Source organism: Streptomyces sp. NPDC006551 (genome assembly GCF_040611675.1).
In the GTDB taxonomy this organism is placed as follows: Bacteria; Actinomycetota; Actinomycetes; order Streptomycetales; family Streptomycetaceae; genus Streptomyces.
Genome location: NZ_JBEXOT010000004.1, coordinates 150,751 through 173,385 on the forward strand (window position 1 = coordinate 150,751; position 22,635 = coordinate 173,385).

The 22,635-nt window shown below is 72.0% G+C and carries 20 protein-coding genes and 2 pseudogenes; 16 read left to right on the plus strand and 6 right to left on the minus strand.

Features of this window, described 5'->3' with window-relative positions; all coding sequences use genetic code 11:
• Positions 1-231 precede the first annotated feature (231 nt).
• The 5 genes and pseudogenes from ABZY12_RS06885 to ABZY12_RS06905 form a co-directional block, all read left to right on the plus strand.
• Positions 232-1,091, plus strand: a pseudogene (locus ABZY12_RS06885) (BCCT family transporter); the annotation flags it as partial.
• Between the two features lie 79 nt (positions 1,092-1,170).
• On the plus strand, positions 1,171-1,479 hold the full coding sequence (locus ABZY12_RS06890; RefSeq protein WP_356887913.1) for a hypothetical protein: 309 nt from the start codon (positions 1,171-1,173) through the stop codon (positions 1,477-1,479).
• A 198-nt stretch (positions 1,480-1,677) separates the two neighbouring features.
• Complete coding sequence (locus tag ABZY12_RS06895; RefSeq protein ID WP_356887915.1) at positions 1,678-3,315, plus strand: ABC-F family ATP-binding cassette domain-containing protein; 1,638 nt, start codon at positions 1,678-1,680, stop codon at positions 3,313-3,315.
• The gene (locus ABZY12_RS06900; RefSeq protein WP_356887917.1) at positions 3,315-4,043 is read left to right on the plus strand and encodes a 2-phosphosulfolactate phosphatase; all 729 of its coding nucleotides are present in this window, start codon (positions 3,315-3,317) and stop codon (positions 4,041-4,043) included. The genes ABZY12_RS06895 and ABZY12_RS06900 overlap by 1 nt, the downstream gene beginning before the upstream one ends.
• Complete coding sequence (locus tag ABZY12_RS06905) at positions 4,040-4,447, plus strand: hypothetical protein (RefSeq protein WP_356887919.1); 408 nt, start codon at positions 4,040-4,042, stop codon at positions 4,445-4,447. Before ABZY12_RS06900 ends, ABZY12_RS06905 begins: the two co-directional genes overlap by 4 nt.
• 129 nt (positions 4,448-4,576) lie before the next feature.
• Here ABZY12_RS06905 and ABZY12_RS06910 read toward each other — a convergent pair whose 3' ends face one another.
• Both ABZY12_RS06910 and ABZY12_RS06915 read right to left on the minus strand, forming a co-directional pair.
• Positions 4,577-6,946 carry a Tex family protein gene (locus tag ABZY12_RS06910; RefSeq protein WP_356887921.1) on the minus strand — a complete coding sequence of 790 codons (2,370 nt, stop codon included), beginning with the start codon at positions 6,944-6,946 and terminating at the stop codon, positions 4,577-4,579.
• A 134-nt stretch (positions 6,947-7,080) separates the two neighbouring features.
• Positions 7,081-7,947, minus strand: coding sequence for a hypothetical protein (locus ABZY12_RS06915; protein WP_356887923.1), 867 nt, complete (start codon positions 7,945-7,947; stop codon positions 7,081-7,083).
• Between the two features lie 113 nt (positions 7,948-8,060).
• Here ABZY12_RS06915 and ABZY12_RS06920 point away from each other — a divergent pair, with 113 nt between their 5' ends.
• Together ABZY12_RS06920 and ABZY12_RS06925 are read left to right on the plus strand one after the other, a co-directional pair.
• Positions 8,061-9,047 carry a DJ-1/PfpI family protein gene (locus tag ABZY12_RS06920; RefSeq protein WP_356887925.1) on the plus strand — a complete coding sequence of 329 codons (987 nt, stop codon included), beginning with the start codon at positions 8,061-8,063 and terminating at the stop codon, positions 9,045-9,047.
• Between the two features lie 7 nt (positions 9,048-9,054).
• The gene (locus ABZY12_RS06925) at positions 9,055-9,699 is read left to right on the plus strand and encodes a DJ-1/PfpI family protein (protein WP_356887927.1); all 645 of its coding nucleotides are present in this window, start codon (positions 9,055-9,057) and stop codon (positions 9,697-9,699) included.
• Between the two features lie 89 nt (positions 9,700-9,788).
• Here the strand turns inward: ABZY12_RS06925 and ABZY12_RS06930 are convergent, their stop codons facing one another.
• Positions 9,789-10,541, minus strand: a complete 753-nt coding sequence (locus ABZY12_RS06930; protein WP_356887929.1) for an enoyl-CoA hydratase/isomerase family protein — start codon at positions 10,539-10,541, stop codon at positions 9,789-9,791.
• 64 nt (positions 10,542-10,605) lie between these two features.
• On the opposite strand from ABZY12_RS06930, the gene ABZY12_RS06935 reads away from it, so the two are divergent.
• Entirely contained in the window at positions 10,606-11,232 is a 627-nt protein-coding gene (locus ABZY12_RS06935; RefSeq protein ID WP_356887931.1) for a DUF308 domain-containing protein, read from the plus strand.
• A 129-nt stretch (positions 11,233-11,361) separates the two neighbouring features.
• Positions 11,362-11,808: pseudogene (locus ABZY12_RS06940) on the plus strand (ATP-binding protein); the annotation flags it as partial.
• Between the two features lie 160 nt (positions 11,809-11,968).
• On the opposite strand, the gene idi reads toward ABZY12_RS06940, so the two are convergent.
• From idi to ABZY12_RS06955, 3 genes are all read right to left on the minus strand, one after another.
• Positions 11,969-12,577, minus strand: a complete 609-nt coding sequence (gene idi, locus ABZY12_RS06945) for an isopentenyl-diphosphate Delta-isomerase (RefSeq protein WP_356887933.1) — start codon at positions 12,575-12,577, stop codon at positions 11,969-11,971.
• 141 nt (positions 12,578-12,718) lie between these two features.
• Positions 12,719-14,005: a bifunctional class I SAM-dependent methyltransferase/N-acetyltransferase gene (locus tag ABZY12_RS06950; RefSeq protein ID WP_356887935.1), complete on the minus strand. Its 1,287-nt coding sequence runs from the start codon at positions 14,003-14,005 to the stop codon at positions 12,719-12,721.
• 204 nt (positions 14,006-14,209) lie between these two features.
• A complete protein-coding gene (locus ABZY12_RS06955) occupies positions 14,210-15,151 on the minus strand; it encodes a cation diffusion facilitator family transporter (protein WP_356887937.1) in 942 nt (313 codons plus the stop codon).
• Positions 15,152-15,585: 434 nt separating this feature from the next.
• On the opposite strand from ABZY12_RS06955, the gene ABZY12_RS06960 reads away from it, so the two are divergent.
• The 7 genes from ABZY12_RS06960 to ABZY12_RS06990 are packed head-to-tail and all read left to right on the plus strand — an operon-like array spanning position 15,586 to position 22,558.
• Positions 15,586-17,364 (plus strand): DUF5941 domain-containing protein, encoded by a 1,779-nt coding sequence (locus ABZY12_RS06960; protein ID WP_356888139.1) that lies wholly within the window; start codon positions 15,586-15,588, stop codon positions 17,362-17,364.
• Positions 17,361-18,098, plus strand: a complete 738-nt coding sequence (locus ABZY12_RS06965; protein WP_356887939.1) for a phosphocholine cytidylyltransferase family protein — start codon at positions 17,361-17,363, stop codon at positions 18,096-18,098. The genes ABZY12_RS06960 and ABZY12_RS06965 overlap by 4 nt, the downstream gene beginning before the upstream one ends.
• Entirely contained in the window at positions 18,086-19,147 is a 1,062-nt protein-coding gene (locus ABZY12_RS06970; protein ID WP_356887941.1) for an iron-containing alcohol dehydrogenase family protein, read from the plus strand. Before ABZY12_RS06965 ends, ABZY12_RS06970 begins: the two co-directional genes overlap by 13 nt.
• Positions 19,125-19,904, plus strand: coding sequence for a CDP-alcohol phosphatidyltransferase family protein (locus ABZY12_RS06975; RefSeq protein WP_356887943.1), 780 nt, complete (start codon positions 19,125-19,127; stop codon positions 19,902-19,904). The genes ABZY12_RS06970 and ABZY12_RS06975 overlap by 23 nt, the downstream gene beginning before the upstream one ends.
• Before the next feature lie 20 nt (positions 19,905-19,924).
• Positions 19,925-20,797: a glycosyltransferase gene (locus tag ABZY12_RS06980; RefSeq protein WP_356888141.1), complete on the plus strand. Its 873-nt coding sequence runs from the start codon at positions 19,925-19,927 to the stop codon at positions 20,795-20,797.
• Positions 20,798-20,847: 50 nt separating this feature from the next.
• Complete coding sequence (locus ABZY12_RS06985; RefSeq protein WP_356887945.1) at positions 20,848-21,777, plus strand: ABC transporter permease; 930 nt, start codon at positions 20,848-20,850, stop codon at positions 21,775-21,777.
• Positions 21,770-22,558, plus strand: coding sequence for an ABC transporter ATP-binding protein (locus tag ABZY12_RS06990; protein ID WP_356887947.1), 789 nt, complete (start codon positions 21,770-21,772; stop codon positions 22,556-22,558). The genes ABZY12_RS06985 and ABZY12_RS06990 overlap by 8 nt, the downstream gene beginning before the upstream one ends.
• The last annotated feature ends 77 nt before the right edge of the window (positions 22,559-22,635 follow it).

A 22,635-nucleotide genomic window follows, 5' to 3' on the forward strand; every position in this document is an offset into this window, starting at 1 on the left:
CGGCCGTGGTGATGGCGCCGGCCGGGAAGGCCGCCAAGGCGGAGGACGGAAGGAGCGGGGCGGCCCGCCGTGCCACGGTGGGGGCATGACGGCCGTGAACGCCGGGCCGGGCGGGCCAGACGGGCGGTCAAGGGAGTCCGGGGAAGTTGGGAATGGCTGCTGGTGACGGCGGACCTTCCCGGCCGCCCCGAGCACCACCACCGAGCCCGCACCGACTCGATCGTGTTCGGCGTCTCCGCCGTCCTCTCCGCCGTCTCCGGTGTCGAGAAGGGCATCCAGTGGCTCTCCAACACCAACATGGTGCTCGCGCTGGTGCTCGCCGCCTTCGTCTTCGTGGTGGGCCCCACCGTCATCGTGCTCGACCTGCTGCCCACCTCGATCGCCTCCTACCTCGGCGACCTGCCGCAGCCGGCCGGCCGCGCCGAGGCGACCAGCGGCGAGAACATCCATGAATGGCTCGGCAGCTGGACCGTCTTCTACTGGGCCTGGCGGATCTCCTGGAGCCGTTCGTCGGGATGTTCATCGCCAGGGTCAGCCGAGGCAGGACCATCCGGCAGTTCGTCGGCGGAGTCATCCTCGTGCCCAGCACGGTCAGCCTGGTCTGGTTCGCCGTCTTCGGCGGTACGGCGATGAGGCTCGGCGAAGAGGGCCGGCTGGCCGGGGAGACGACACCGGAGGGTCAACTCTTCGGTCTGCTCCAGGAGTTCCCGCTCGCCGGGACCATGAGCCTTCTCGTGATGATCCTCGTCGGCATCTTCTTCGTGTCCGGCGCCGACGCCGCCTCCATCGTCATGGGCACGCTCTCCCAGCGCGGTGCCTTCGAACCCACCCGCCCGGTCGTCGTGCTCTGGGGCGTGGTCACCGGAGCGGTCGCCGCCATCATGCTGCTCATCGGCGACGTGTTCGTGCTGGTGATGATCGGCATGTGTCTGGCGCTGATGCGGGATCCGCGCGAGGACCCGCTGATCGTCCGGGGCGAGGTGGGGGTGGAGGTCGTCGAACTCGCCGTGATCGCGGGCCACGAGAAGTACGACGGCGACTTCGAACTGCGGATCGGCCCGGGCACCGGCACGCCGGGTGAGGGACCTTGATCATTCCGGTATAGAGTTACCGGCCGGTACTGACCATACCTCTGAACGGGTCCCCACGGCCCGGAAGTTGGAGAACCACATGACGTACGCGACGCCCCTGCGCCGCACCCTGGCCGCCTTCGCCACGACCGCGCTGCTGGCCGGTGGCCTGATGATCGGTCAGACGGTGACGGCCCCGGCCGCCACCGCGGCCGGCGGCAAGAAGGTCGTCTGCCACATCGACAAGATGCGCCAGGAGTCCCACGCCCTGCGCGCGAAGGCGGCCAAGCTCCAGAAGCTCGGCGCCACGGCGGAGGCCCGCAAGGCCCGCGCCCAGGCCGACGCCATCGACCGCCAGGTGCGCAACTGCATCGACGCGGACAACGACGCTCCGAAGCCCTGGAACTGATCCGACCACCGCGCCGGCCCCGTCCACCAGGACGGGGCCGGCCCGTTCTCAGGGGCACGCCCTCGGCAACGGCCGGCCATACCGTCCGGCCGGTCCGGGACGCGGGAGCGCGGGGCCGGGCGGCGCCGGGCCCCGTGAGCGCGGGACCGCGGCCTCCACGAAGGGGCCGGCCGCGGCTGACTTAGGATTCATCTCCTGATGACTGCCACTCTCGTCGCCAAGGACCTCGCCGCCGGCCACGGCGAACGCTCCCTCTTCGCCGGTCTCGACCTCGTCGTCGCCCCCGGCGACGTCATCGGCCTCGTCGGTGTCAACGGCGCCGGCAAGTCGACCCTGCTGCGGCTGCTCGCCGGGCTCGACACCCCCGAGGACGGTGAGCTGAGGCTCTCCCCGCCCACCGCCACCGTCGGCCACCTCCCGCAGGAGCCGGAGCGGCGCGAGGGTGAGACGGTGCGGGAGTTCCTCGCCCGGCGCACCGGTGTGGACGCCGCCCAGACCGCCATGGACGAGGCCACCCAAGGCCTGGTCGACGGTGCGCCCGGTGCCGACGACGCGTACGCCGTCAGCCTGGAGCGCTGGCTCTCCCTCGGCGGCGCCGACCTCGACGAACGCGCCGAGGAGGTCGCCGCCTCGCTCGGCCTCACCATCGGCCTCGACCAGCCGATGACCTCCCTCTCCGGCGGCCAGGCCGCCCGCGCCGGACTCGCCTCCCTCCTCCTCTCCCGGTACGACGTCTTCCTGCTCGACGAGCCCACCAACGATCTCGACCTCGACGGTCTCGAGCGGCTCGAGACCTTCGTTCAGGGGCTGCGCGCCGGCACGGTCGTCATCAGCCACGACCGTGAGTTCCTCACCCGTACGGTCACCAAGGTGCTCGAGCTGGACCTCGCCCAGCAGCAGATCACGCTGTACGGCGGCGGCTACGAGGCCTACCTGGAGGAACGGGAGACCGCCCGCCGCCACGCCCGCGAGGGCTACGAGGAGTACGCGGGCAGGAAGGCCGCCCTCGAAGCACGCGGCCACATGCAGCGGTCCTGGACGGACAAGGGCGTCAAGAACGCCCGCCGCAAGGCCACCGACAGCGACAAGCTCGGTCGCAACGCCCGCAGCGAGGCCAGCGAGAAGCAGGCCGCGAAGGCCCGTCAGACCCAGCGGATGATCGAGCGGCTCGACGTCGTCGACGAGCCCCGCAAGGAGTGGGAGCTGCGGATGGAGATCGCCGCCGCGCCGCGCTCCGGCTCGGTCGTGGCGACCCTGCGCGCGGCGGAGGTCCGGCGCGGCGACTTCCGCTTCGGGCCCGCCACCCTCCAGATCGACTGGGCCGACCGGGTCGCCATCACCGGCGCCAACGGGGCCGGCAAGTCGACCCTGCTCGCCGCGCTCCTCGGCCGCCTGCCGCTCGACTCCGGCGACGCGGGTCTCGGCTCGGGCGTCGTCGTCGGCGAGGTCGACCAGGCGCGCAAGCTGTTCCACGGCTCGGAGTCCCTCCTCGACGCGTTCTGCGCGGCCGTACCGGAGACGGAGCCCGCGGAGGTCCGTACCCTGCTCGCCAAGTTCGGCCTCAAGGCCGAGCACGTCCTGCGCCCGGCGACCACGCTCTCCCCGGGTGAGCGCACCCGCGCCGCCCTCGCCCTCCTCCAGGGCCGGGGAGTGAACCTGCTGGTCCTGGACGAGCCGACCAACCACCTGGACCTGGCGGCCATCGAACAGCTGGAGTCCGCCCTCGACTCGTACACCGGAACGCTGCTCCTGGTCACCCACGACCGGCGGATGCTGGACGCCGTCCGTACGACCCGCCGTATCGAGGTCGCGGACGGCAAGGTGACCGAACTCTGATGACCGTCGCCTTCGGGTGGGGCCCGACGGAGGCGGCCGTCCTCGCCCGGGACGCCGCCTGCCTGGTCATCGTCGACGCCCTCTCCTTCACGACGGCGGTCGGCGTCGCCGTGGAGGCGGGCACCGCGGTGTATCCGTACCGCTGGCGGGACGCGACGGCGGCGGAGTACGCGGCGAAGCTCGACGCGGCCCTCGCCGTCGGCCGGAGCGAGGCGACCCCGGAGCATCCGTGGTCGCTCTCCCCGGCCGCCCTGCGCGCGGCCCCGCCGCCCCCGCGTCTCGTCCTGCCGTCCCCGAACGGTTCCACGATCGCCGCCGAGGCGGGCGGCGCGCCGGTCGTCGCCGCCTCGCTCCGCAACCGCACGGCGGTCGCGGAGTGGCTCGTGGAACGGGGTTACGGCTCCGGGGCCCGCCCCCTCGCCGTCATCGCCTCGGGCGAACGGTGGCCGGACGGCTCCCTGCGGCCGGCCCTCGAGGACCTGCTGGGGGCCGGAGCGGTGCTGTCGGCGCTGTGCGCCCTGGGGCCGTACGAGCTGACACCCGAGGCGCGGGCGGCGGCCACGCTGTGGGAGGTGACCGAGGACCCCGTGGCGGTGCTGCACCGATGCGATTCAGGGCGTGAACTGTACGAGTACGGCTATCCGCGGGACGTGGCGGTGGCCGCCGAGGTCGACACCTCGGAGACCGTCCCCGTCCTGACGGACGGCGCATTCCTGGAGGCACCATGACCGACCTGCTGACCCGACTCACCGAGATGCTGGACGACCTCGACGCCGACGTCGACGAGACGATCGACCTGGCCGACGAGATCGCCGCATCGGGCGACGCCGCGCTCCTCCCACGGCTCCAGGCCGAGCTGGACCGCGCCCTCGCCGAACAGAACGCCTACGCCCGGGAGCTCCTCGGCGGCGTCCTCGCCGCGATCGGCGGACCGGACGCGCTCCCGGCCCTGCTGCGGGCCTCCTCCGTCGACCTCGGCGACGACCAGGACGCCCTGGCGACCGAGATCGTCGACGTGGTCCGCTCCGACCCGGCCCGCTCCCGCACGGTCCTGGGCCCCCTGACGGAGGACGACGACCTGGCGGTCGCCAACCGCGCGGAATGGGCCCTGCGCTTCCTCCCGACCGACTGACCTCACCGCCCGCCGCGCCGGGGGCGAGGGGCGCAGGCGCTCGGGCCAGATCCCGGCCGACGGGCGGACCGGCCCATGGCGAGGCACGGACGACAGACGGGCCCGGCCCTCCGGCCGGGCCCGTCGCTGTCAGCGGCCGCGTCGCCTGCCGCCGCCGCCCTCGTTCAGGAGGCCCGCCTTGCGCAGGGCGTCGGCCATCGCGCTGTTCGACGGGGCCGGGGCCTGCGAGCGGCCCCGGTCACCGCCGCCACCTCCGCCACGGCGCTGCTGCGGCGGCCGTCCGCCCCGCTCCTTGCGGGGCTGCGGCGCCGACTCCGTCGCCGTCGCCTCGTCGTCCAGTCGCAGGGTCAGCGAGATCCGCTTCCTCGGGATGTCCACGTCCATCACCTTCACCCGGACCACGTCCCCCGGCTTCACCACGTCCCGCGGGTCCTTCACGAACGTCTTCGACATCGCCGACACGTGCACCAGACCGTCCTGGTGCACGCCGATGTCCACGAACGCCCCGAACGCCGCCACATTCGTGACCACGCCCTCCAGGAGCATCCCCGCCGCCAGGTCGCCGATCTTCTCGACGCCCTCCTTGAACGTGGCCGTCCTGAACGCGGGCCGCGGGTCACGCCCCGGCTTCTCCAGCTCGCGCAGGATGTCGGTCACCGTCGGCAGACCGAAAATCTCGTCCACGAAGTCATCGGCCCGCAGCGACCGCAGCACACCCGTGTTGCCGATCAGCGACGCCACCTCCCCGCCGACCGTCTTCACCATCCGCCGTACCACCGGGTACGCCTCCGGGTGCACCGACGACGCGTCCAGCGGGTCGTCGCCGCCGCGGATCCGCAGGAAGCCCGCGCACTGCTCGTACGCCTTCGGCCCGAGCCGCGCCACGTCCTTCAGCGCCTTGCGCGACCGGAAGGGGCCGTTGGCGTCCCGGTGCGCCACGATGTTCTCGGCGAGCCCGGCGCCGATGCCCGACACACGCGAAAGCAGCGGCGCGGAGGCGGTGTTGACGTCGACGCCGACGCCGTTCACACAGTCCTCGACCACCGCGTCCAGGGAACGCGAGAGCTTCACCTCGGACAGATCGTGCTGGTACTGCCCGACCCCGATCGACTTCGGGTCGATCTTCACCAGTTCGGCCAGCGGGTCCTGCAGCCGCCGGGCGATCGAGACCGCGCCGCGCAACGACACGTCCAGGCCCGGGAGTTCCTGCGAAGCGAACGCGGACGCGGAGTACACCGAGGCTCCCGCCTCCGAGACCATGACCTTGGTGAGCTTCAGCTCCGGGTGCTTCGCGATGAGTTCGGCGGCGAGCTTGTCGGTCTCGCGCGAGGCCGTGCCATTGCCGATGGCGACCAGCTCGACCGCGTGCTCCTCGGCGAGCCGGGCCAGCTTCGCCAGCGACTCGTCCCACTTGTTCGCCGGGACGTGCGGGTAGATCGTGTCGGTGGCCACGACCTTGCCCGTCGCGTCGACGACGGCGACCTTCACCCCCGTACGGAAACCGGGGTCGAGGCCCAGCGTCGCCCGCGTCCCGGCCGGGGCCGCGAGCAGCAGATCCCGCAGGTTCGCCGCGAAGACCCGTACCGCCTCGTCCTCCGCCGCCGTACGGAGCCGCAGCCGCAGGTCGATACCGAGGTGGACCAGGATCCGGGTCCGCCAGGCCCAACGGACCGTGTCCAGAAGCCACTTGTCACCCGGACGCCCCCGGTCGGCGACACCGAAGCGCGAGGCGACCATCCCCTCGTACGAGGACGGGCCGGGCAGGTCCGACGCCTCCTCCGGCTCCAGCTCCAGGGAGAGCACGTCCTCCTTCTCGCCGCGCAGCATCGCGAGGATCCGGTGCGAAGGCAGCGCGGTGAACGGCTCGGCGAAGTCGAAGTAGTCGGCGAACTTCGCGCCCGCCTCCTCCTTGCCCTCCCGTACCTTCGCGACCAGCCGGCCCCGGCCCCACATCCGCTCACGCAATTCGCCGATCAGGTCGGCGTCCTCCGAGAACTTCTCGGTGAGGATCGCCCGGGCCCCCTCCAGCGCGGCGGCCGCGTCGGCGACCCCCTTGTCCGCGTCGACGAAGGCCGCCGCGGCGGCCGCGGGCTCCACCGACGGGTCGGCGAGCAGCCCCTCGGCCAGCGGCTCCAGACCGGCCTCGCGGGCGATCTGCGCCTTGGTGCGGCGCTTGGGCTTGAAGGGCAGATAGATGTCCTCCAGGCGGGCCTTGGTGTCGGCCGCCAGGATCCGCGCCTCCACCTCCGCCGTCAGCTTCCCCTGCTCACGCACGGAGTCGAGGACGGCGGCGCGCCGGTCCTCCAGCTCCCGCAGATAGCGCAGCCGCTCCTCGAGCGTGCGCAGCTGCGCGTCGTCGAGCATCTCGGTCGCTTCCTTGCGGTAGCGCGCGATGAACGGCACGGTCGAGCCGCCGTCGAGCAGCTCGACGGCCGCCCTCACCTGTCGCTCGCGTACGCCGAGTTCCTCGGCGATCCTGCTTTCGATGGACGTCGTCACGGTGTCCCGACTCGCCTTCTCGTGCCTCAAGCTTGCGAGTGCATTGTGCCGGGTCGGTCACCGGAACGCCGCACGCGCCCCGCCCCCGCGCGGCGAGGCGCGTCGCGCGGGGGCGGTCCCGTCATCCCCGCCGGTCAGTCCTTGCCGGTGAGGTCGGCCGGGAACGCGCCCGCTCCCGCCGCCGTGATGAGGAAGCCCCGGCCGAGCTCCGTCAGGCGTTCCACCCCGGCCGCGCCCAGGTGCTCGTAGGGGGCCGCGTCCAGCCGGTCCGTCTCGGCCTCCACGGAGTCGCGCAGTCCGGTGCCCGCCTCCGTGAGCTCGCCCTCCGCGTCGATCAGCCCGCGCTCCCGCAGCCGCTCCCGCGCCGCGTCCCAGTCGGCGCGCCGCCAGCCCCGGCTGCCCAGGACCCAGCGCGGGCTCATGCCCTTGCCGGTGGCGGTGTGGCTGACCAGGGCCTCCAGCGGGTCGAGGCCGGCGGTGAGCAGCGCCGCCAGGTGCCCGTCGCCCCGGTGCTCGCGCAGCAGAGTGGCGGCGTGCCAGTACGTCAGGTGCGGCTCGCGCGGCACCGGCAGGTCGGCGTTGGCCGAGTACAGCGGCCGGGCGTGCCGGGTGCAGGCCTCCGTCGCGCGCAGCGCCAGCTCGGCGGCCTCCGCCATCTCCGGCGACGCGATGGTCTCCTCGCCGAGCAGCCGGCGCAGGGTGGTGTCGGCGGCGCGCAGCCGGGCGTCCAGGACGGCCGCCGGGGCGGCGGTCTTCCAGACGGACGGCAGGTGCCGCGCGAGGAAGTCGACGTTGTAGTTGTAGAAGGTCGCGGCGACCGTCCCGGCGCCCACCGCCCCGAGCGCGGCGCTGCGCGCCGCCAGCCGCATGGCGGACGGGTCCTCGAAGCCGATGGCCGCGAACTCGCGGTCGAGGTCCGGCGAGAAGTAGAGGGTCGAGTGGAGCGGGTTGAGGGCGTTGTGGCAGCGGCGTCCCGCGCGCGGCGGCAGAGCAGTCGTCATGCCCTGAACGTTACCGACTGGTCGGTACGACGGGAACCGCCGGGATCCCGATGGCAGGAAAGGTGGGGTACTCGTCATTGCGGCCGTCCCCGGCCCCGCGAAGGATTGAGGGCATGACGCAGCGACCCGTCCTCGTCGTCCTCTTCGACGGCGTGCAGAGCCTGGATGTGACCGGACCGGTGGAGGTGTTCGCCGGCGCCGGCCGTTTCGACGCGGGGAGAGGCGGTACCTACCCGATCCGTACCGCCTCGCTCGACGGAGGCCCCGTACGTACCCACAGCGGGCTGCGGATGCTGCCGGACTCCACGCTCGCCGAAGCCGTCGAGGCCGGGGCCCCGCACACGCTGCTCGTCCCGGGCGGCGAGGGCACCCGCGCGCCGGACCCACGGCTGATCGCATGGCTGGGGCAGAACGCCCCGCGCGCCGAGCGGCTGGTCTCCGTCTGCACCGGGGCGCTGCTGCTCGCCGAGGCCGGACTCCTCGACGGGCACCGCGCGACCACCCACTGGCTGGCCTGTGACCATCTCGCCCGCTGCTATCCCGAGGTCGAGGTGGATCCGGACCCGATCTTCGTCAGGGACGGCAGGCTCTCCACCTCCGCCGGGGTGACCGCGGGCATCGATCTCGCGCTCGCTCTGGTCGAGGAGGACCTGGGCCGGGACGCGGCGCTCACCGTCGCCCGCCATCTCGTCGTCTTTCTGCGCCGCCCGGGCAATCAGGCGCAGTTCAGCGTCCAGCTCGCCGCCCAGACGGCCCGTCGCGCACCGCTGCGCGAGCTCCAGCACTGGATCACCGAGCACCCCGACGGCGATCTGTCCGTCGAGGCGCTGGCCGCCCGCGCGCGGCTCTCGCCCCGCCATTTCGCCCGCGCGTTCCACGCGGAGACCGGCACCACCCCCGGCCGCTACGTCGACCGCGTCCGGCTCGAACACGCGCGCCGTCTCCTGGAGGACTCCAGCCACGGCGTCCAGGAGGTGGCCCGGGCGGCCGGTTACGGCACCCCCGAAGCCATGCGTCGCGCCTTCGTCAAGGCGCTCGGTACGGCCCCGGCCGACTACCGCCGCCGTTTCCACGCCCCCGTTCACCCCACCAGTCGATAGGGATCCCATGCAGATCGCCGTCCTGCTCTACGACCGCTTCACCACCCTCGACGCCGTCGGCCCCTACGAGCTCCTCGCGCGCCTGCCCGGAGCCGAGACCGTCTTCGTCGCCCAGGAGACCGGTCCGGTCCGGGGCGACCAGGGCAGCCTCGCCCTCGTCGCCGACCGGACGCTCGCCGATGTGCCGCACCCCGACATCGTGATCGTCCCCGGCGGTCCCGGCTCGCGGGTGGCCATGCACGACCCGGAGATCCTCGCCTGGCTCCGTACCGCCGACGCCACCAGCACCTGGACCACCTCGGTCTGCACCGGCTCGCTGATCCTCGCCGGCGCCGGCCTGCTCTCCGGCCGCAGGGCCACCAGCCACTGGCTCGCGCTCGACGACCTGAAGCCGCTCGGCGCCGAACCCACCGGCGAGCGCGTCGTCTTCGACGGCAAGTACGTCACCGCCGCCGGGGTCTCCTCCGGCATCGACATGGCCCTGCATCTGCTGGGCCGGATCGCGGGCGACGAGACGGCGCAGACGATCCAACTGCTGACCGAGTACGACCCCCAGCCGCCCTACGACGCGGGCTCGCCGGCCAAGGCCCCGGCCGCGATCGTCGCGCACTGGCGCGGCCAGGGCGAGAAGGTCCTCGTCCAGGAGCGCTGAGCCCGGGCGACCGCGGCCACGGGGCCGGGAGCACCGAGACCCGGGGTTCTGGGACCCGGGGCCCGGGGCCCTGAGACACGGCGCCTGAGTCACACCCCGTACGTGAAGCGGGGCGCGCGGCGCTCCAGGAAGGCGGCGACCCCCTCCGCGGTGTCGCCGCTGCCCCGCGCCTGCTCCGCCCAGTACGCGTCGCGGTCCGTGCGGCCGTCCGCGAACTCCTTCGCCGCGGCCTGCGTCAGCTGCGAGCGCGAGACCAGCACGCGGGTGAACTCGGCCACCCGCTTGTCCAGTTCACCGGCCGGCAGCACCTCGTCGACGAGGCCGGTGCGCAGCGCCCGAGCCGTGTCGATCAACTCCCCGGAGAAGAGCAGGTACTTGGCGGCCGACGGCCCGACGAGCGCGGCGAGGCGCCGGGTCGAAGAGGATGGATAGACGATGCCGAGCTTCGACGGGGTGATTCCGAAGAGCGCGCCCTCCTCGGCGAACCGCAGGTCGCAGGCGGCGGCGAGCTGACTGCCGCCCCCCACGCAGTAGCCGCGCACGGCGGCGAGCGTCGGCTTGGGGAAGGCGGCGAGCGCCTCCTCGGCCCGTACCGCGAGCGACTGCTGCTCGTCGCCCGGCTCCCGCAGCGTGGAGATGTCCGCGCCGGCGCAGAAGGTCCCGCCCTCGCCGGTGAGGACCAGCGCGCGCACCGCTCGGTCGGCGGCGAGCGGGGCGAGCAGCGCGGGCAGGCTCCGCCACATCCCGGCCGTCATCGCGTTGCGCTTGGCCGGGTTCGCGATGAGGACGGTGGCGATCCCGTCGGCGACGGAGGTCTTCAGCTGCGGCTCGGTGGGCTCCATGCGGCGGATGCTATCCGGGCCGCCCGACCGTACGATCAAGAAGGGGTGCGAGGAGGAGGCGCGCATGACCCGGGAGTCCCACGACGCCGTACGGGAGAGCAAGAGGCTCAACCGCAGTTTCGGCTGGCTCGCGCTGCTCGGCGCGCTGCTCGTCCTCGGCGGGATCGTCGGTCTGATCTACACCGGCGTCGCCACGCTCACCTCGATGCTCCTCTTCGGCTGGCTGCTGCTCATCGGCGGTGTCGTGGGGCTGTTGCACGCCATCGAGTCCCGTGGCACCGGCTACTTCTGGCTGGCCGTGGTGGTCGCCGCGCTGAACCTCGCGGCCGGTGTGGTCGTCATCCGCCACCCGGAGGGCTCGGCCGAGGCGCTGACCATGTTCGCCGCGCTGCTCTTCCTCACCGGTGGTGTCTTCCGGCTGGTGGGGAGTGCGGTGGTGCGCGGGCCGCAGTTCGGCTGGACGTTGCTGCAGGGGGCGTTCGGGCTGCTGCTCGGGGTGCTCGTGCTCCTCGACTGGCCCGACAGCAGCCGTTATGTCATCGGCTGCTTCTTCTCGCTGGCGCTGCTCTTCGACGGGCTCGGCCTGATCGCCATCGGCGTCGGGGGCCGACGGATCGTCGGCATGGTCGCACCTCCGGAAGCCACCCTTCCGAAGAGGTCAGAAGAAGATCAGGGTCAGTCGAACAACTGACGTTGGCATACTCACCCGATCAAAAGCTGGCCGATAAGTGTCGACTTCTGGTCAGTAGGCCGTGTGGACCGACGGATTACCAAGACTCGACCTGTGGCGACAATCGAGCACGAGGGTGGGAGCCGGACTATGGAGAGCCGCGGGAGCGTCCCCGCCCGGCCACCGTCCTACGAAGGGGTCTGGCGCTTCACCGCTCCCGCGGTCGACGTCTCCGTTCCGCAGGCCAGGCATGCTGTACGCGATCTGCTGATCCGTCAAGGAGTACCGGTCCACGAGGACACCGTCCAGGGACTGCTCCTGATCGTCTCGGAGCTGGTGACCAACGCCGTCAAGCACGCGGCACTGCTCTCCCCCGAGGTGGCGGTGGAGGTGGCCATCGGCGCGGAGTGGATCCGGGTGTCCGTCGAGGACAACCATCCCTACCGCCCCAAGGCGCTGGAGGCGGACTACGGACAGACCGGCGGCCGCGGGCTGCTCCTGGTGCGGGAGACCGCGCTGGAGGCGGGCGGGACGTGCGATGTGGAGCACACCGCGAGCGGCGGCAAGATCATCTGGGCCGCGCTGCCCCTCACCCCACGGACGCCGACGGCCGGGCCGGCCGCGGCCGCGACGCCCGGGGCCCTGCCCGGAGGCGTCCCCATGGCCGGGACCGCGCCGGGAGGCGTGCCCGCGCCGCCCGGAACCATCCCCGCGCCCGGGAGCGTTCCCCCGTACGGAAACGTTCCCCCGGCCGGGATCACCAGCCCCCGGCCGGACCCGTCAGCTCCTTGATCGCCGGACGCGCCGCGTCCAGCACGGTCATGAACCAGGCGGAGAACGGCGCGGTCGCGTGCCGCTCGGCCAGCTCGGCCGCCGTCACGAAGGCGGCCTCCTCGACCTCCTCCGGGTCCGGCCGCAGCTGTGCCTGCACCATGCCGACGAAGAGGTGGTTGTACTCCTGCTCCACCAGGCCCGAGGCCGGGTCCGGGTGGTTGTAGCGGACGGTGCCCGCCTCGGCCAGCAGCGAGGGCGAGACGCCCAGCTCCTCGTAAGTACGCCGGGCGGCGGCCGCGAACGGCGCCTCGCCCGGGTAGGGGTGACCGCAGCAGGTGTTGGACCAGACACCGGGGGAGTGGTACTTGCCGAGCGCGCGGCGCTGCACCAGCAGACGGCCCGCCTCGTCGAAGAGGAACACCGAGAACGCCCGGTGCAGCTGCCCCGGCGCCTGATGCGCGGCGAGCTTCTCGGCCGTGCCGATGGTGTTGCCGTCCTCGTCGACCAGCTCGAGCATGATCGATGCCTGAACGCCGCTCGAAGAGATTCCGTTCGGCGAGCTCTGTGCCGCGGTGGCTGGTGTGGTCGGCATACCCGTCCTTCGCTTCGGTATCGGCCCGGTGGGGGCACCTCAGTCTGCCGTACAAAAGCGGCTTGTCCGTACTTCGGAGGCCGGACATGGCCGTGCCCACCGCACCGGAGTACATCCGATGCGGCGGGCACGGCGCTCAGGTCAGACGCCGAAGGCCGCCGGATAGCGGATCGTGCCGGAGGGCACGGGACCGGAACCGCCCAGGACCAGGGCCATCATGGCCCCGTCCGGGACCTCGAACACGGGCCTGATCCCGTACCGCGAAGCCGGTACGAAACCGAACCTCGGGTAGTACTCCGGGTGGCCGAGCACCAGGACGAGCCGTTCCCCGCGCAGCCGCGCGGCGTCGAGCACGGCCCGGACGACGGCCTGCCCCGCGCCGGAGCGCTGGTGGGCGGGCGACACGGCGACGGGCGCGAGCGCCGCCGCCGGGACGTCACCGACATGGCAGCGGGTGATGAGCGCATAGGCCGCGACCGTGCCGTCGGGCGCCTCGGCGACGTACGAGAGGCCCGGCAGCCAGGCCGCCTCGTCCTCGCGCAGGGCGTCGACCAGCGCGGCCTCCTCCGCCGTGGCGAAGGCCGCAGCGTTGACCTCCCGTACGAGAGGGACATCCGCCGCGGTCTCCTCCCGCGTGTGCCACCGGGTGTCCGCCGGCCGCAGGACATAGCCGGTGTAGCCGTACTCCGCGCCGTGGTCCCGGCGCATGGCGATCTCCTCGCGGGTGGCGACGAGCGCCTCGGCCATACCCGGCGCGGACGGGTCCGCGGCGTCGGCCCGCTCGCCGAGCGGGCCGTAGTACTCGTCCCAGTCGCCCTCGGGCTGCGGGACGACCCCGAGGACGTGATAGCCGGCCGCGACGCATGCCGCGGTGTTCTCGGCGGTGGTACGCAGCCGGTAGTGCCGCTCCCAGAACGCGCGGGCCTCGGGACTCGGGTCGTCGACGGTCCACTCGCACTCGGTGAGCACCAGCGTGCCCCCGGGCGCGAGCAGCCGCCGCCAAGAGGCGAGCGCGGTGTCGAAACCGATGGAGTAGGCCGAGCTCTCGGCCCAGACCAGATCGAAGGACCCGTCCGGGACCGGAAGCTCGCCCATGTCGGCGTGGAGGGTGCGGATCGAGTCGCCGAGGCCGCGGGCGTCGGCGGCCTCCCGCAGCTCCCGCAGGAACGGCTCGTGCAGATCCACGGCCGTCACCTCGGCGCCCGCCTCGGCGGCCAGGAGCAGCGCGGAGCGGCCGGGACCGCAGCCCAGGTCGAGCACGCGGGGACGCTCGGGAAGCGGGCTGGGGGTCCCCCCACGCCCCCCAGGGGCGTCGAGGGAGAGCGCCAGCAGTCGGCGGGTGGTGGCGTCGGACCCCGGACCCTGCCGCGGAAGACCGTGGTGCAGGGCGAAGAACGCCTCGTACAGAGCGTTGTTGTTGTCGGACAACGTGGGAAACCCTTGTGTGAGAGGGCCCCGGCCGACGTCGTGACGTACCGGTTCCGCGATGCGGGGAACCGGGGGATCAGATCAGCCGGAGGCCCGGGAGCTGAAGCTGGACCGGGCGCTGCCGCACTGGGCAGCCTCCATCGCGACGGTCATCAACCTCAGCTCCTCTCCCACCTCACGTTCGTACGAAGAGACTAACAGGGATCACAGACACAGCTTGGCCTCGTGCTCCGCGTGACCGGCGGGCTCCAGCTGGAAGGTGCAGTGCTCCACGTCGAAGTGCGAGCCCAGGCATCCCTGCAGGTCGTGCAGCATCTTCTCGTGGCCCACCGAGTCCAGGGCGGCCTGATCGACCACCACGTGGGCGGAGAGGACCGGCATCCCGGAGGTGATCGTCCAGGCGTGCAGGTCGTGGACGTCCTCGACGCCGGGCAGTGCCAGTATGTGCGATCGCACCTCCGCCATGTCGACGCCCTTGGGGGCCGACTCCAGGAGCACGTCCAGGGTCTCGCGCAGCAGCTTGACCGTGCGCGGCACGATCATCAGGCCGATCAGGATCGAGGCGATCGGGTCCGCGTACTGCCAGCCGGTCGCGAGGATGATGCCCGCGGCGACGAGCACCGTCACCGAACCCAGCGCGTCCGCGAGCACCTCCAGATAGGCGCCGCGCACATTGAGGCTCTCCTTCTGTCCGCGGACGAGCAGGGAGAGCGAGATCATGTTGGCGACCAGACCGATGAGCGCGAACGTGATCGCCAGCCCGCCCTTGGTCTCGGCCGGCTCGATGAACCGCTGGATCGCCTCGTACAGCACGTAGCCGCCGACGCCGAGCAGCAGCAGACAGTTGGCGAGCGCGGCCAGGATCTCCGCCCGGGCGAAGCCGAAGGTGCGGTTCTCGCTGGGCGGCCGGTTGGCGAAGTGGATCGCGAGCAGGGCCATCGCCAGGCCGACCGCGTCGGTCGCCATGTGGGCCGCGTCGGCGATCAGCGCGAGCGAGTCGGCGAGGATGCCGCCGACGATCTCGATCACCATCACGGAGAGGGTGATCGCGAGCGCGATGCGTAGCCGCCCCTTGTAGGCCGCCGCCGCCGTACCCGTCGGCGGCGGGCCTCCATGGCTGTGCCCGTGGTCGTGTCCAGCCCCCATGACAAGGCCTCCCGGTCGTGTCGTTCCTGTGCCCCGAGGGGCAAGTGAACTACGGGTGGGGGGTATCCGCAACACGGCACTGAACACCGTTGTCAACTGCCCTGACCTGCGGTTATGTCCGCAGGTCAGGCGCGCGCGACGATCTTGGGGGCCAGGGGGGCGGGCGGGCGTCCCGGCCGAGGGGCGGCGGGACGCGGTTTGTGGGGCGGGGTGTCGATCGCCCATGATGATCTCCGCAGGACGCGGCTCGCTCGCGGTGATTCGAGTGGGCCCGGGGGAGTCCTCATCGCGAAGCCTCGGTGAACTCGCGCTTTCGTTCATCCGATAGCCTCGGCCGACGTGCCGCCGCCCGATGCCGGGCCGCGCCACCATGCCCGGGGCCGTGTGCCAAGGACCCCGCCGGCCCGTCCGCCAGCTCCAAGGAGTGAGTTCGTCTGTCGACCGCCATCCTCACCGGTCCGCCGGCACCCGGATCGTCGCTCGACGGCGATCTGCGGTCGCTCGGCTTCGACGTCAGGGTCGCCTCGGGTCCGCACGAGACGGGCGCGCTGCTCGCCGCCGTCCCGGCCGTCGAACGCGTCGCCGTGGTCGACCCGCGGTTCGTCGGACACCTCCACGCACTGCGCCTGGCCCTCACCGACCCCCGCTTCCCCGCGGTCGCGGCGCCCGGTGTGCTCTCCGCGCGGAGCGAGGCCCGCCCGGCGCTGACCCGCGCGCTGGCCGACGCCCCGGCGGGCGAGAGCCTGCCCGACGCCCTCGCCGACGCCCTCGGCGCCGACGGCGTGGCCGTGCACCGGCCCGAGCTCGGCTCGCTCGTCGCCGCCGTGCCGGTCGACGCCGAGGCCCGCCACGCGGCCCGCGCCGCCGTCGCCGCCGTCGACGACGAGGCCGTACGCCTGCGCTCCGCGGTCAAGGCACACGACGGCTTCTTCACGACCTTCTTCATCAGCCCGTACTCCCGCTACATCGCCCGCTGGTGCGCCCGGCGCGGGCTGACCCCCAACCAGGTCACGACCGCCTCGCTGCTCACCGCCCTCGTCGCGGCCGGCTGCGCCGCCACCGGCGAGCGCGGCGGCTACCTCGCAGCCGGCGTCCTGCTCCTCGTCTCCTTCGTTCTGGACTGCACCGACGGGCAGCTCGCCCGCTACTCCCTCCAGTACTCGACGATGGGCGCCTGGCTCGACGCCACCTTCGACCGCGCCAAGGAGTACGCGTTCTACGCGGGCCTCGCCCTCGGCGCCGCACGCGACGGCGACGACGTGTGGGCGCTCGCGCTGGGCGCGATGGTCCTGATGACCTGCCGCCATGTCGTGGACTTCTCCTTCAACGAGGCGAACCACGACGCCCAGGCCAACACGAGCCCCACCGCGGCCCTCTCCGACCGGCTGAACAGCGTCGGCTGGACCGTCTGGGCCCGCCGCATGATCATCCTCCCGATCGGCGAGCGCTGGGCGATGATCGCGGTCCTCACCGCCGTCACCAGCCCCCGGATCGTGTTCTACGCCCTGCTCGTCGGCTGCGCCTTCGGTGCCTGCTACACCACGGCCGGCCGCGTCCTGCGCTCGGTGACCCGCAAGGCGCGCCGCACCGATCGCGCCGCCCAGGCGCTCGCCGACCTCGCGGACTCGGGCCCCCTCGCCGAGCTGGTGGCCAAGGCCGCGCGGCGCCCCCTGCCCGTACCGCCGCCGGTGCTCGCCCTGCTCGGCGCCGCGCTCCTGTTCGGTGTCACCGCGACCCAGGACATCGGCAGCGCGGCCACCGCCGGTGCCGCCGCCGGCTACGCGATCCTCGCCGGACTCGCCGTCGCTCGCCCCCTCAAGGGCGCCCTCGACTGGCTCGTCCCGCCCGTCTTCCGCGCAGCCGAGTACGGCACCGTCCTCCTGATCGCCGCCGAGGCGGACGCCCCCGGGGCGCTGCCCGCCGCATTCGGGCTGATCGCGGCGGTCGCCTACCATCACTACGACACGGTGTACCGCATCCGCGGCGGCACCGGCGCGCCGCCCTCGTGGCTGGTGCGCACCATCGGCGGTCACGAGGGCCGCACGCTCCTGGTGACCCTGCTCGCCGCTCTGCTCGCGAGCCGTGGCGACGACTTCACCCTGGCGCTCACCGCCCTCGCCGTCGCCGTTGCGCTCGTGGTGCTCGTGGAGTCCATCCGTTTCTGGGTGTCCTCCGGAGCACCCGCCGTACATGACGAAGGAGAAACAGCATGATTGGCCTCGTACTGGCAGCCGGTGCCGGAAGGCGTCTGCGCCCCTACACCGACACGCTCCCGAAGGCCCTCGTGCCTGTCGACGGTGACACCACCGTCCTCGACCTGACTCTGAAGAACTTCGCGGAGGTCGGCCTCACCGAGGTCGCCATCGTCGTCGGCTACCGCAAGGAGGCCGTGTACGACCGCAAGGAGGCCCTGGAGGCCGAGTACGGCGTCACGCTCACCCTGATCGACAACGACAAGGCCGAGGAGTGGAACAACGCCTACTCCCTGTGGTGCGCCCGTGAGGTCCTGAAGAAGGGCGTCATCCTCGCCAACGGCGACACCGTGCACCCGGTCTCCGTCGAGAAGACCCTGCTCGCCGCGCGCGGCGACGGCCAGAAGATCATCCTCGCCCTCGACACGGTGAAGAGCCTCGCCGACGAGGAGATGAAGGTCGTCACCGCCGACGGCAAGGGCGTCCAGCGCATCACCAAGCTGATGGACCCGGCCGCCGCCACCGGCGAGTACATCGGTGTCACCCTCATCGAGGCCGAGGCCGCCGAGGAGCTGGCCGACGCCCTGAAGGCCACCTTCGAGCGCGACCCCGACCTCTACTACGAGGACGGCTACCAGGAGCTCGTCAACCGCGGCTTCACCGTCGACGTCGCGCCCATCGGCGACGTGAAGTGGGTGGAGATCGACAACCACGACGACCTGGCGAAGGGCCGTGACATCGCGTGCCAGTACTGACCCGGCTCATTCCGTCGCCGGTCGTCGTCGACATCCGCCGAGGAGCGCTGGACGATCTGTCCGCGCTCCTCGCGGACCAGCGGATCTCCAGCAACGGCAAGATCGCCGTCGCGATCAGCAGCGGCTCCGGCGTCAAGCTGCGTGACCGCTTCGCCCCCGAGCTGCCCGGCGCCGACTGGTACCCGGTCGAGGGCGGCACCATCGACGCGGCCGTCAAGCTCGCCGACGCGATGCGCGGCCAGCGGTACGACGCCGTCGTCGCGCTCGGCGGCGGCAAGATCATCGACGTGACCAAGTACGCGGCGGCCCGTGTCGGCCTGCCGCTGGTCGCCATCGCCACGAACCTGTCGCACGACGGCATCTGCTCGCCGATCTCCACCCTCGACAACGACAACGGCCGCGGCTCCTACGGCGTCCCGACCCCGATCGCGCTGGTCATCGACCTCGACGTGATCCGCGACGCCCCCGTGCGCTTCGTCCGCTCCGGCATCGGCGACGCGATCTCCAACCTCTCCGCCATCGCGGACTGGGAGCTCTCCCACGCCCAGACCGGCGAGAAGGTCGACGGCCTGGCCGCCGCCATGGCCCGCAGCGCGGGCGAAGCGGTGCTCCGGCACCCCGGGGGTGTCGGCGACGACGACTTCCTCGTCACCCTCTCCGAGGGCCTGGTGATGTCCGGCATCGCCATGTCCATCAGCGGCGACAGCCGGCCCTCCTCGGGCGCCTGCCACGAGATCAGCCACGCCTTCGACCTGCTCTTCCCGGCCCGCGCGGCCAGCCACGGCGAGCAGTGCGGCCTCGGCGCGGCCTTCGCGATGCATCTGCGCGGCGCGCGCGACGAATCCGCGCTGATGGTCGACACCCTGCGCCGGCACGGTCTGCCCGTGCTTCCGGAGGAGATCGGCTTCAGCGTGGACGAGTTCGTCCGGGCCGTCGAATTCGCCCCGCAGACCCGTCCGGGCCGCTTCACCATCCTCGAGCACCTCGACCTGTCCACAGACGAGATCAGGGACGCGTACGCCGACTATGCCAAGACCATCCGTAGCTGAGCTCCGCCCGGTCGTCCACCCGGCGGGAGTGAAGGACCGGCGCAGCGGTGAGCACTGGGGCGGCCGTCTGTACATGCGGGAGATCTCGCTGCGGATCACCCGGCACCTGGTCGGCACGCGGGTCACGCCCAACCAGCTGACCTATGTGATGACCGTGTGCGGCGTCCTCGCCGCCCCGGCCCTGCTGATCCCGGGGATCTGGGGCGCCGTGCTGGGTGTCGTCGCGGTCCAGCTCTACCTGCTGCTCGACTGCGTCGACGGTGAGGTGGCCCGCTGGAAGAAGCAGTTCTCGCTGGGCGGTGTCTACCTGGACCGGGTCGGCGCCTACCTGTGCGACGCGGCGGTCCTCGTCGGCTTCGGCCTGCGCGCCGCCGACCTGTGGGGGCCCGGGCGCATCGACTGGCTGTGGGCCTTCCTCGGCACCCTCGCCGCCCTCGGCGCCATCCTGATCAAGGCCGAGACCGACCTGGTCGGCGTCGCCCGGCACCAGGGCGGGCTGCCGCCGGTCAAGGAGGCGGCGTCCGAGCCGCGCTCCTCCGGCATGGCGCTGGCCCGCAGGGCCGCCGCCGCGCTCAAGTTCCACCGGCTGATCCTCGGCATCGAGGCCTCGCTGCTGATCCTGGTCCTCGCGATCGTGGACACGGCCCGGGGCGATCTGTTCTTCTCGCGGCTCGGTGTCGCGGTCCTCGCGGGCATCGCGCTGGTCCAGACCCTGCTGCACCTGGTGTCGATCCTGGCGTCGAGCCGGCTGAAGTGAGGACGAGTGTGAGTACGCCGATGAAGCTGGGCGCCGTCATCATCACCATGGGCAACCGGCCCGACGACCTGCGCGCGCTCCTCGACTCGGTCGCCAAACAGGACGGCGACCCGATCGAGGTCGTCGTGGTCGGCAACGGCGCCCCCGTCACCGGGGTGCCGGACGGCGTCCGCACCATCGAGCTGCCGGAGAACCTGGGCATCCCCGGCGGCCGCAACGTCGGCATCGAGGCCTTCGGCCCCGGCGGCACCGACGTGGACGCCCTGCTCTTCCTGGACGACGACGGTCTGCTGGCCGGCACGGACACCGCCGAGCTGATCCGGCAGGCGTTCACCGCCGACCCGCGGCTGGGCATCATCAGCTTCCGGATCGCGGACCCGGAGACCGGTCTGACCCAGCGCAGGCACGTACCGCGACTGCGGGCGGCCGACCCCATGCGCTCCTCGCGCGTGACCACCTTCCTCGGCGGTGCCAACGCCGTCCGTACGAAGGTGTTCGCCGAGGTCGGCGGCCTGCCGGACGCATTCTTCTACGCCCATGAGGAGACGGATCTCGCATGGCGCGCCCTCGACGCCGACTGGATGATCGACTACCGTTCCGACATGGTGCTGCTCCACCCCACCACCGCACCGTCCCGGCACGCGACCTACCACTTCAACGTGGCGCGCAACCGAGTGTGGCTGGCTCGCCGCAACCTCCCCGCACCCCTGGTTCCGGCCTATCTCGGTGTCTGGCTGTTGCTCACGCTGGCACGGCGGCCGTCCGTCTCCGCCCTCAAGGCATGGTTCGGCGGTTTCCGGGAAGGGTGGACGACTTCCTGCGGACCGCGCCGCCCCATGAAGTGGCGTACGGTGTGGCGGCTGACCCGACTGGGACGCCCACCCGTCGTCTGACATCGTGGTACCCGACTTGCCGCGCATCTTGAATACGAAAGTTTCGACTTGTGAGTGACACAACCCACGACGGTGCGGTCGCGACGAGCTCCCCGCCGTCCGTCGACGACGGCCTGAGCCCGGCCGCGCTCGCCGCCAAGCACGGTCTGTCGGTCAGCGGCGCCCGGCCGGGGCTCGTCGAGTACGTCCGGCAGCTATGGGGCCGGCGCCACTTCATCCTGGCCTTCTCCCAGGCGAAGCTCACCGCCCAGTACAGCCAGGCGAAGCTCGGCCAGCTCTGGCAGGTGGTCACCCCCCTGCTCAACGCGATGGTCTACTTCCTGATCTTCGGTCTGATCCTGGAGGCCGACCGGGGCATGTCGCGCGAGGTGTACGTCCCCTTCCTCGTGACCGGCGTCTTCGTGTTCACCTTCACCCAGAGCTCCGTGATGGCCGGCGTACGGGCGATCTCCGGCAACCTCGGTCTGGTGCGGGCGCTGCACTTCCCCCGCGCCTCGCTCCCGATCTCCTTCGCGCTCCAGCAGCTCCAGCAGCTGCTGTTCTCGATGATCGTGCTCATCGCCATCGCGGTCGCCTTCGGCAGCTACCCGGCGCTCAGCTGGCTGCTGATGATCCCCGCGCTGGTCCTGCAGTTCCTCTTCAACGCAGGTCTGGCCATGATCGTCGCGCGGATGGGCGCCAAGACGCCCGATCTCGCCCAGCTGATGCCCTTCATCATGCGCACCTGGATGTACGCGTCCGGCGTGATGTTCTCGATCCCGGTGATGCTCGCGGACCAGCCGGCCTGGATCGCCGACCTCCTGCAGTACAACCCGGCCGCCCTGCACATGGATCTGATCAGGTTCGCCCTGATCGACGGCTACGGCGCCGCCAACCTGCCGCCGCACGTCTGGATCGCCACGCTCGCCTGGTCCGTGCTCGTGGGCCTGGGTGGCTTCGTCTACTTCTGGAAGGCCGAGGAGAGGTACGGCCGTGGCTGAGACCGGCACTCAGGGACGCGTTCCCACCGTCATCGCGGACAACGTCCACATCGTCTACCGCGTCAACGCCGGCGGCGGCGGCAAGGGAAGCGCCACCGCCGCGCTGAGCCGCATCATCCGCCGGAAGAAGAGCGACACCGCCCGCGGCGTCCGCAAGGTGCACGCCGTGCGCGGGGTCACCTTCACCGCCTACCGCGGAGAGGCCATCGGCCTGATCGGCTCCAACGGCTCGGGCAAGTCGACCCTGCTGCGCGCCATCGCCGGGCTGCTCCCCACGGAGAGCGGCAAGGTGTACACCGACGGCCAGCCCTCGCTCCTCGGAGTCAACGCGGCGCTGATGAGCGACCTCACCGGCGAGCGCAACGTCATTCTCGGCGGTCTCGCCATGGGCATGAGCAAGGAGGAGATCCGCGACCGGTACCAGGGGATCGTCGACTTCTCCGGCATCAACGAGAAGGGCGACTTCATCAGCCTGCCGATGCGTACGTACTCCTCCGGTATGGGTGCCCGGCTCCGCTTCGCCATCGCGGCCGCCAAGAACCACGACGTCCTCATGATCGACGAGGCGCTGGCGACCGGTGACCGCAAGTTCCAGATCCGCTCCGAGGAGCGCATCCGCGAGCTCCGCAAGGAGGCCGGCACGGTCTTCCTGGTCAGCCACAGCAACAAGTCGATCAGGGACACCTGCGACCGAGTGCTGTGGCTGGAGAAGGGCGAGCTGCTGATGGACGGGCCCACGGAAGAGGTCCTCAAGGCGTACGAGCGCGAGACCGGGAAGTAGTCCGCACCGGGCGCGAAGGGGTCCTGCCGGCGACAACCGGCGGGACCCTCGCCGTTTCCACGCGTCGCGCCCCCACC

Excerpts from the sequence above, each read along its gene's own strand:
- ABZY12_RS06920 (WP_356887925.1), top strand. The coding sequence starts at position 8,061 with ATGACGCAGCGACCCGTCCTCGTCGTCCTCTTCGACGGCGTGCAGAGC.
- idi (WP_356887933.1), bottom strand. The coding sequence starts at position 12,577 with ATGCCGACCACACCAGCCACCGCGGCACAGAGCTCGCCGAACGGAATC.
- ABZY12_RS06930 (WP_356887929.1), bottom strand. The coding sequence starts at position 10,541 with ATGGAGCCCACCGAGCCGCAGCTGAAGACCTCCGTCGCCGACGGGATC.
- ABZY12_RS06935 (WP_356887931.1), top strand. The coding sequence starts at position 10,606 with ATGACCCGGGAGTCCCACGACGCCGTACGGGAGAGCAAGAGGCTCAAC.
- ABZY12_RS06895 (WP_356887915.1), top strand. The coding sequence starts at position 1,678 with ATGACTGCCACTCTCGTCGCCAAGGACCTCGCCGCCGGCCACGGCGAA.
- ABZY12_RS06955 (WP_356887937.1), bottom strand. The coding sequence starts at position 15,151 with ATGGGGGCTGGACACGACCACGGGCACAGCCATGGAGGCCCGCCGCCG.
- ABZY12_RS06975 (WP_356887943.1), top strand. The coding sequence starts at position 19,125 with ATGCCAAGACCATCCGTAGCTGAGCTCCGCCCGGTCGTCCACCCGGCG.
- ABZY12_RS06925 (WP_356887927.1), top strand. The coding sequence starts at position 9,055 with ATGCAGATCGCCGTCCTGCTCTACGACCGCTTCACCACCCTCGACGCC.
- ABZY12_RS06965 (WP_356887939.1), top strand. The coding sequence starts at position 17,361 with ATGATTGGCCTCGTACTGGCAGCCGGTGCCGGAAGGCGTCTGCGCCCC.
- ABZY12_RS06900 (WP_356887917.1), top strand. The coding sequence starts at position 3,315 with ATGACCGTCGCCTTCGGGTGGGGCCCGACGGAGGCGGCCGTCCTCGCC.
- ABZY12_RS06980 (WP_356888141.1), top strand. The coding sequence starts at position 19,925 with ATGAAGCTGGGCGCCGTCATCATCACCATGGGCAACCGGCCCGACGAC.
- ABZY12_RS06905 (WP_356887919.1), top strand. The coding sequence starts at position 4,040 with ATGACCGACCTGCTGACCCGACTCACCGAGATGCTGGACGACCTCGAC.
- ABZY12_RS06890 (WP_356887913.1), top strand. The coding sequence starts at position 1,171 with ATGACGTACGCGACGCCCCTGCGCCGCACCCTGGCCGCCTTCGCCACG.
- ABZY12_RS06915 (WP_356887923.1), bottom strand. The coding sequence starts at position 7,947 with ATGACGACTGCTCTGCCGCCGCGCGCGGGACGCCGCTGCCACAACGCC.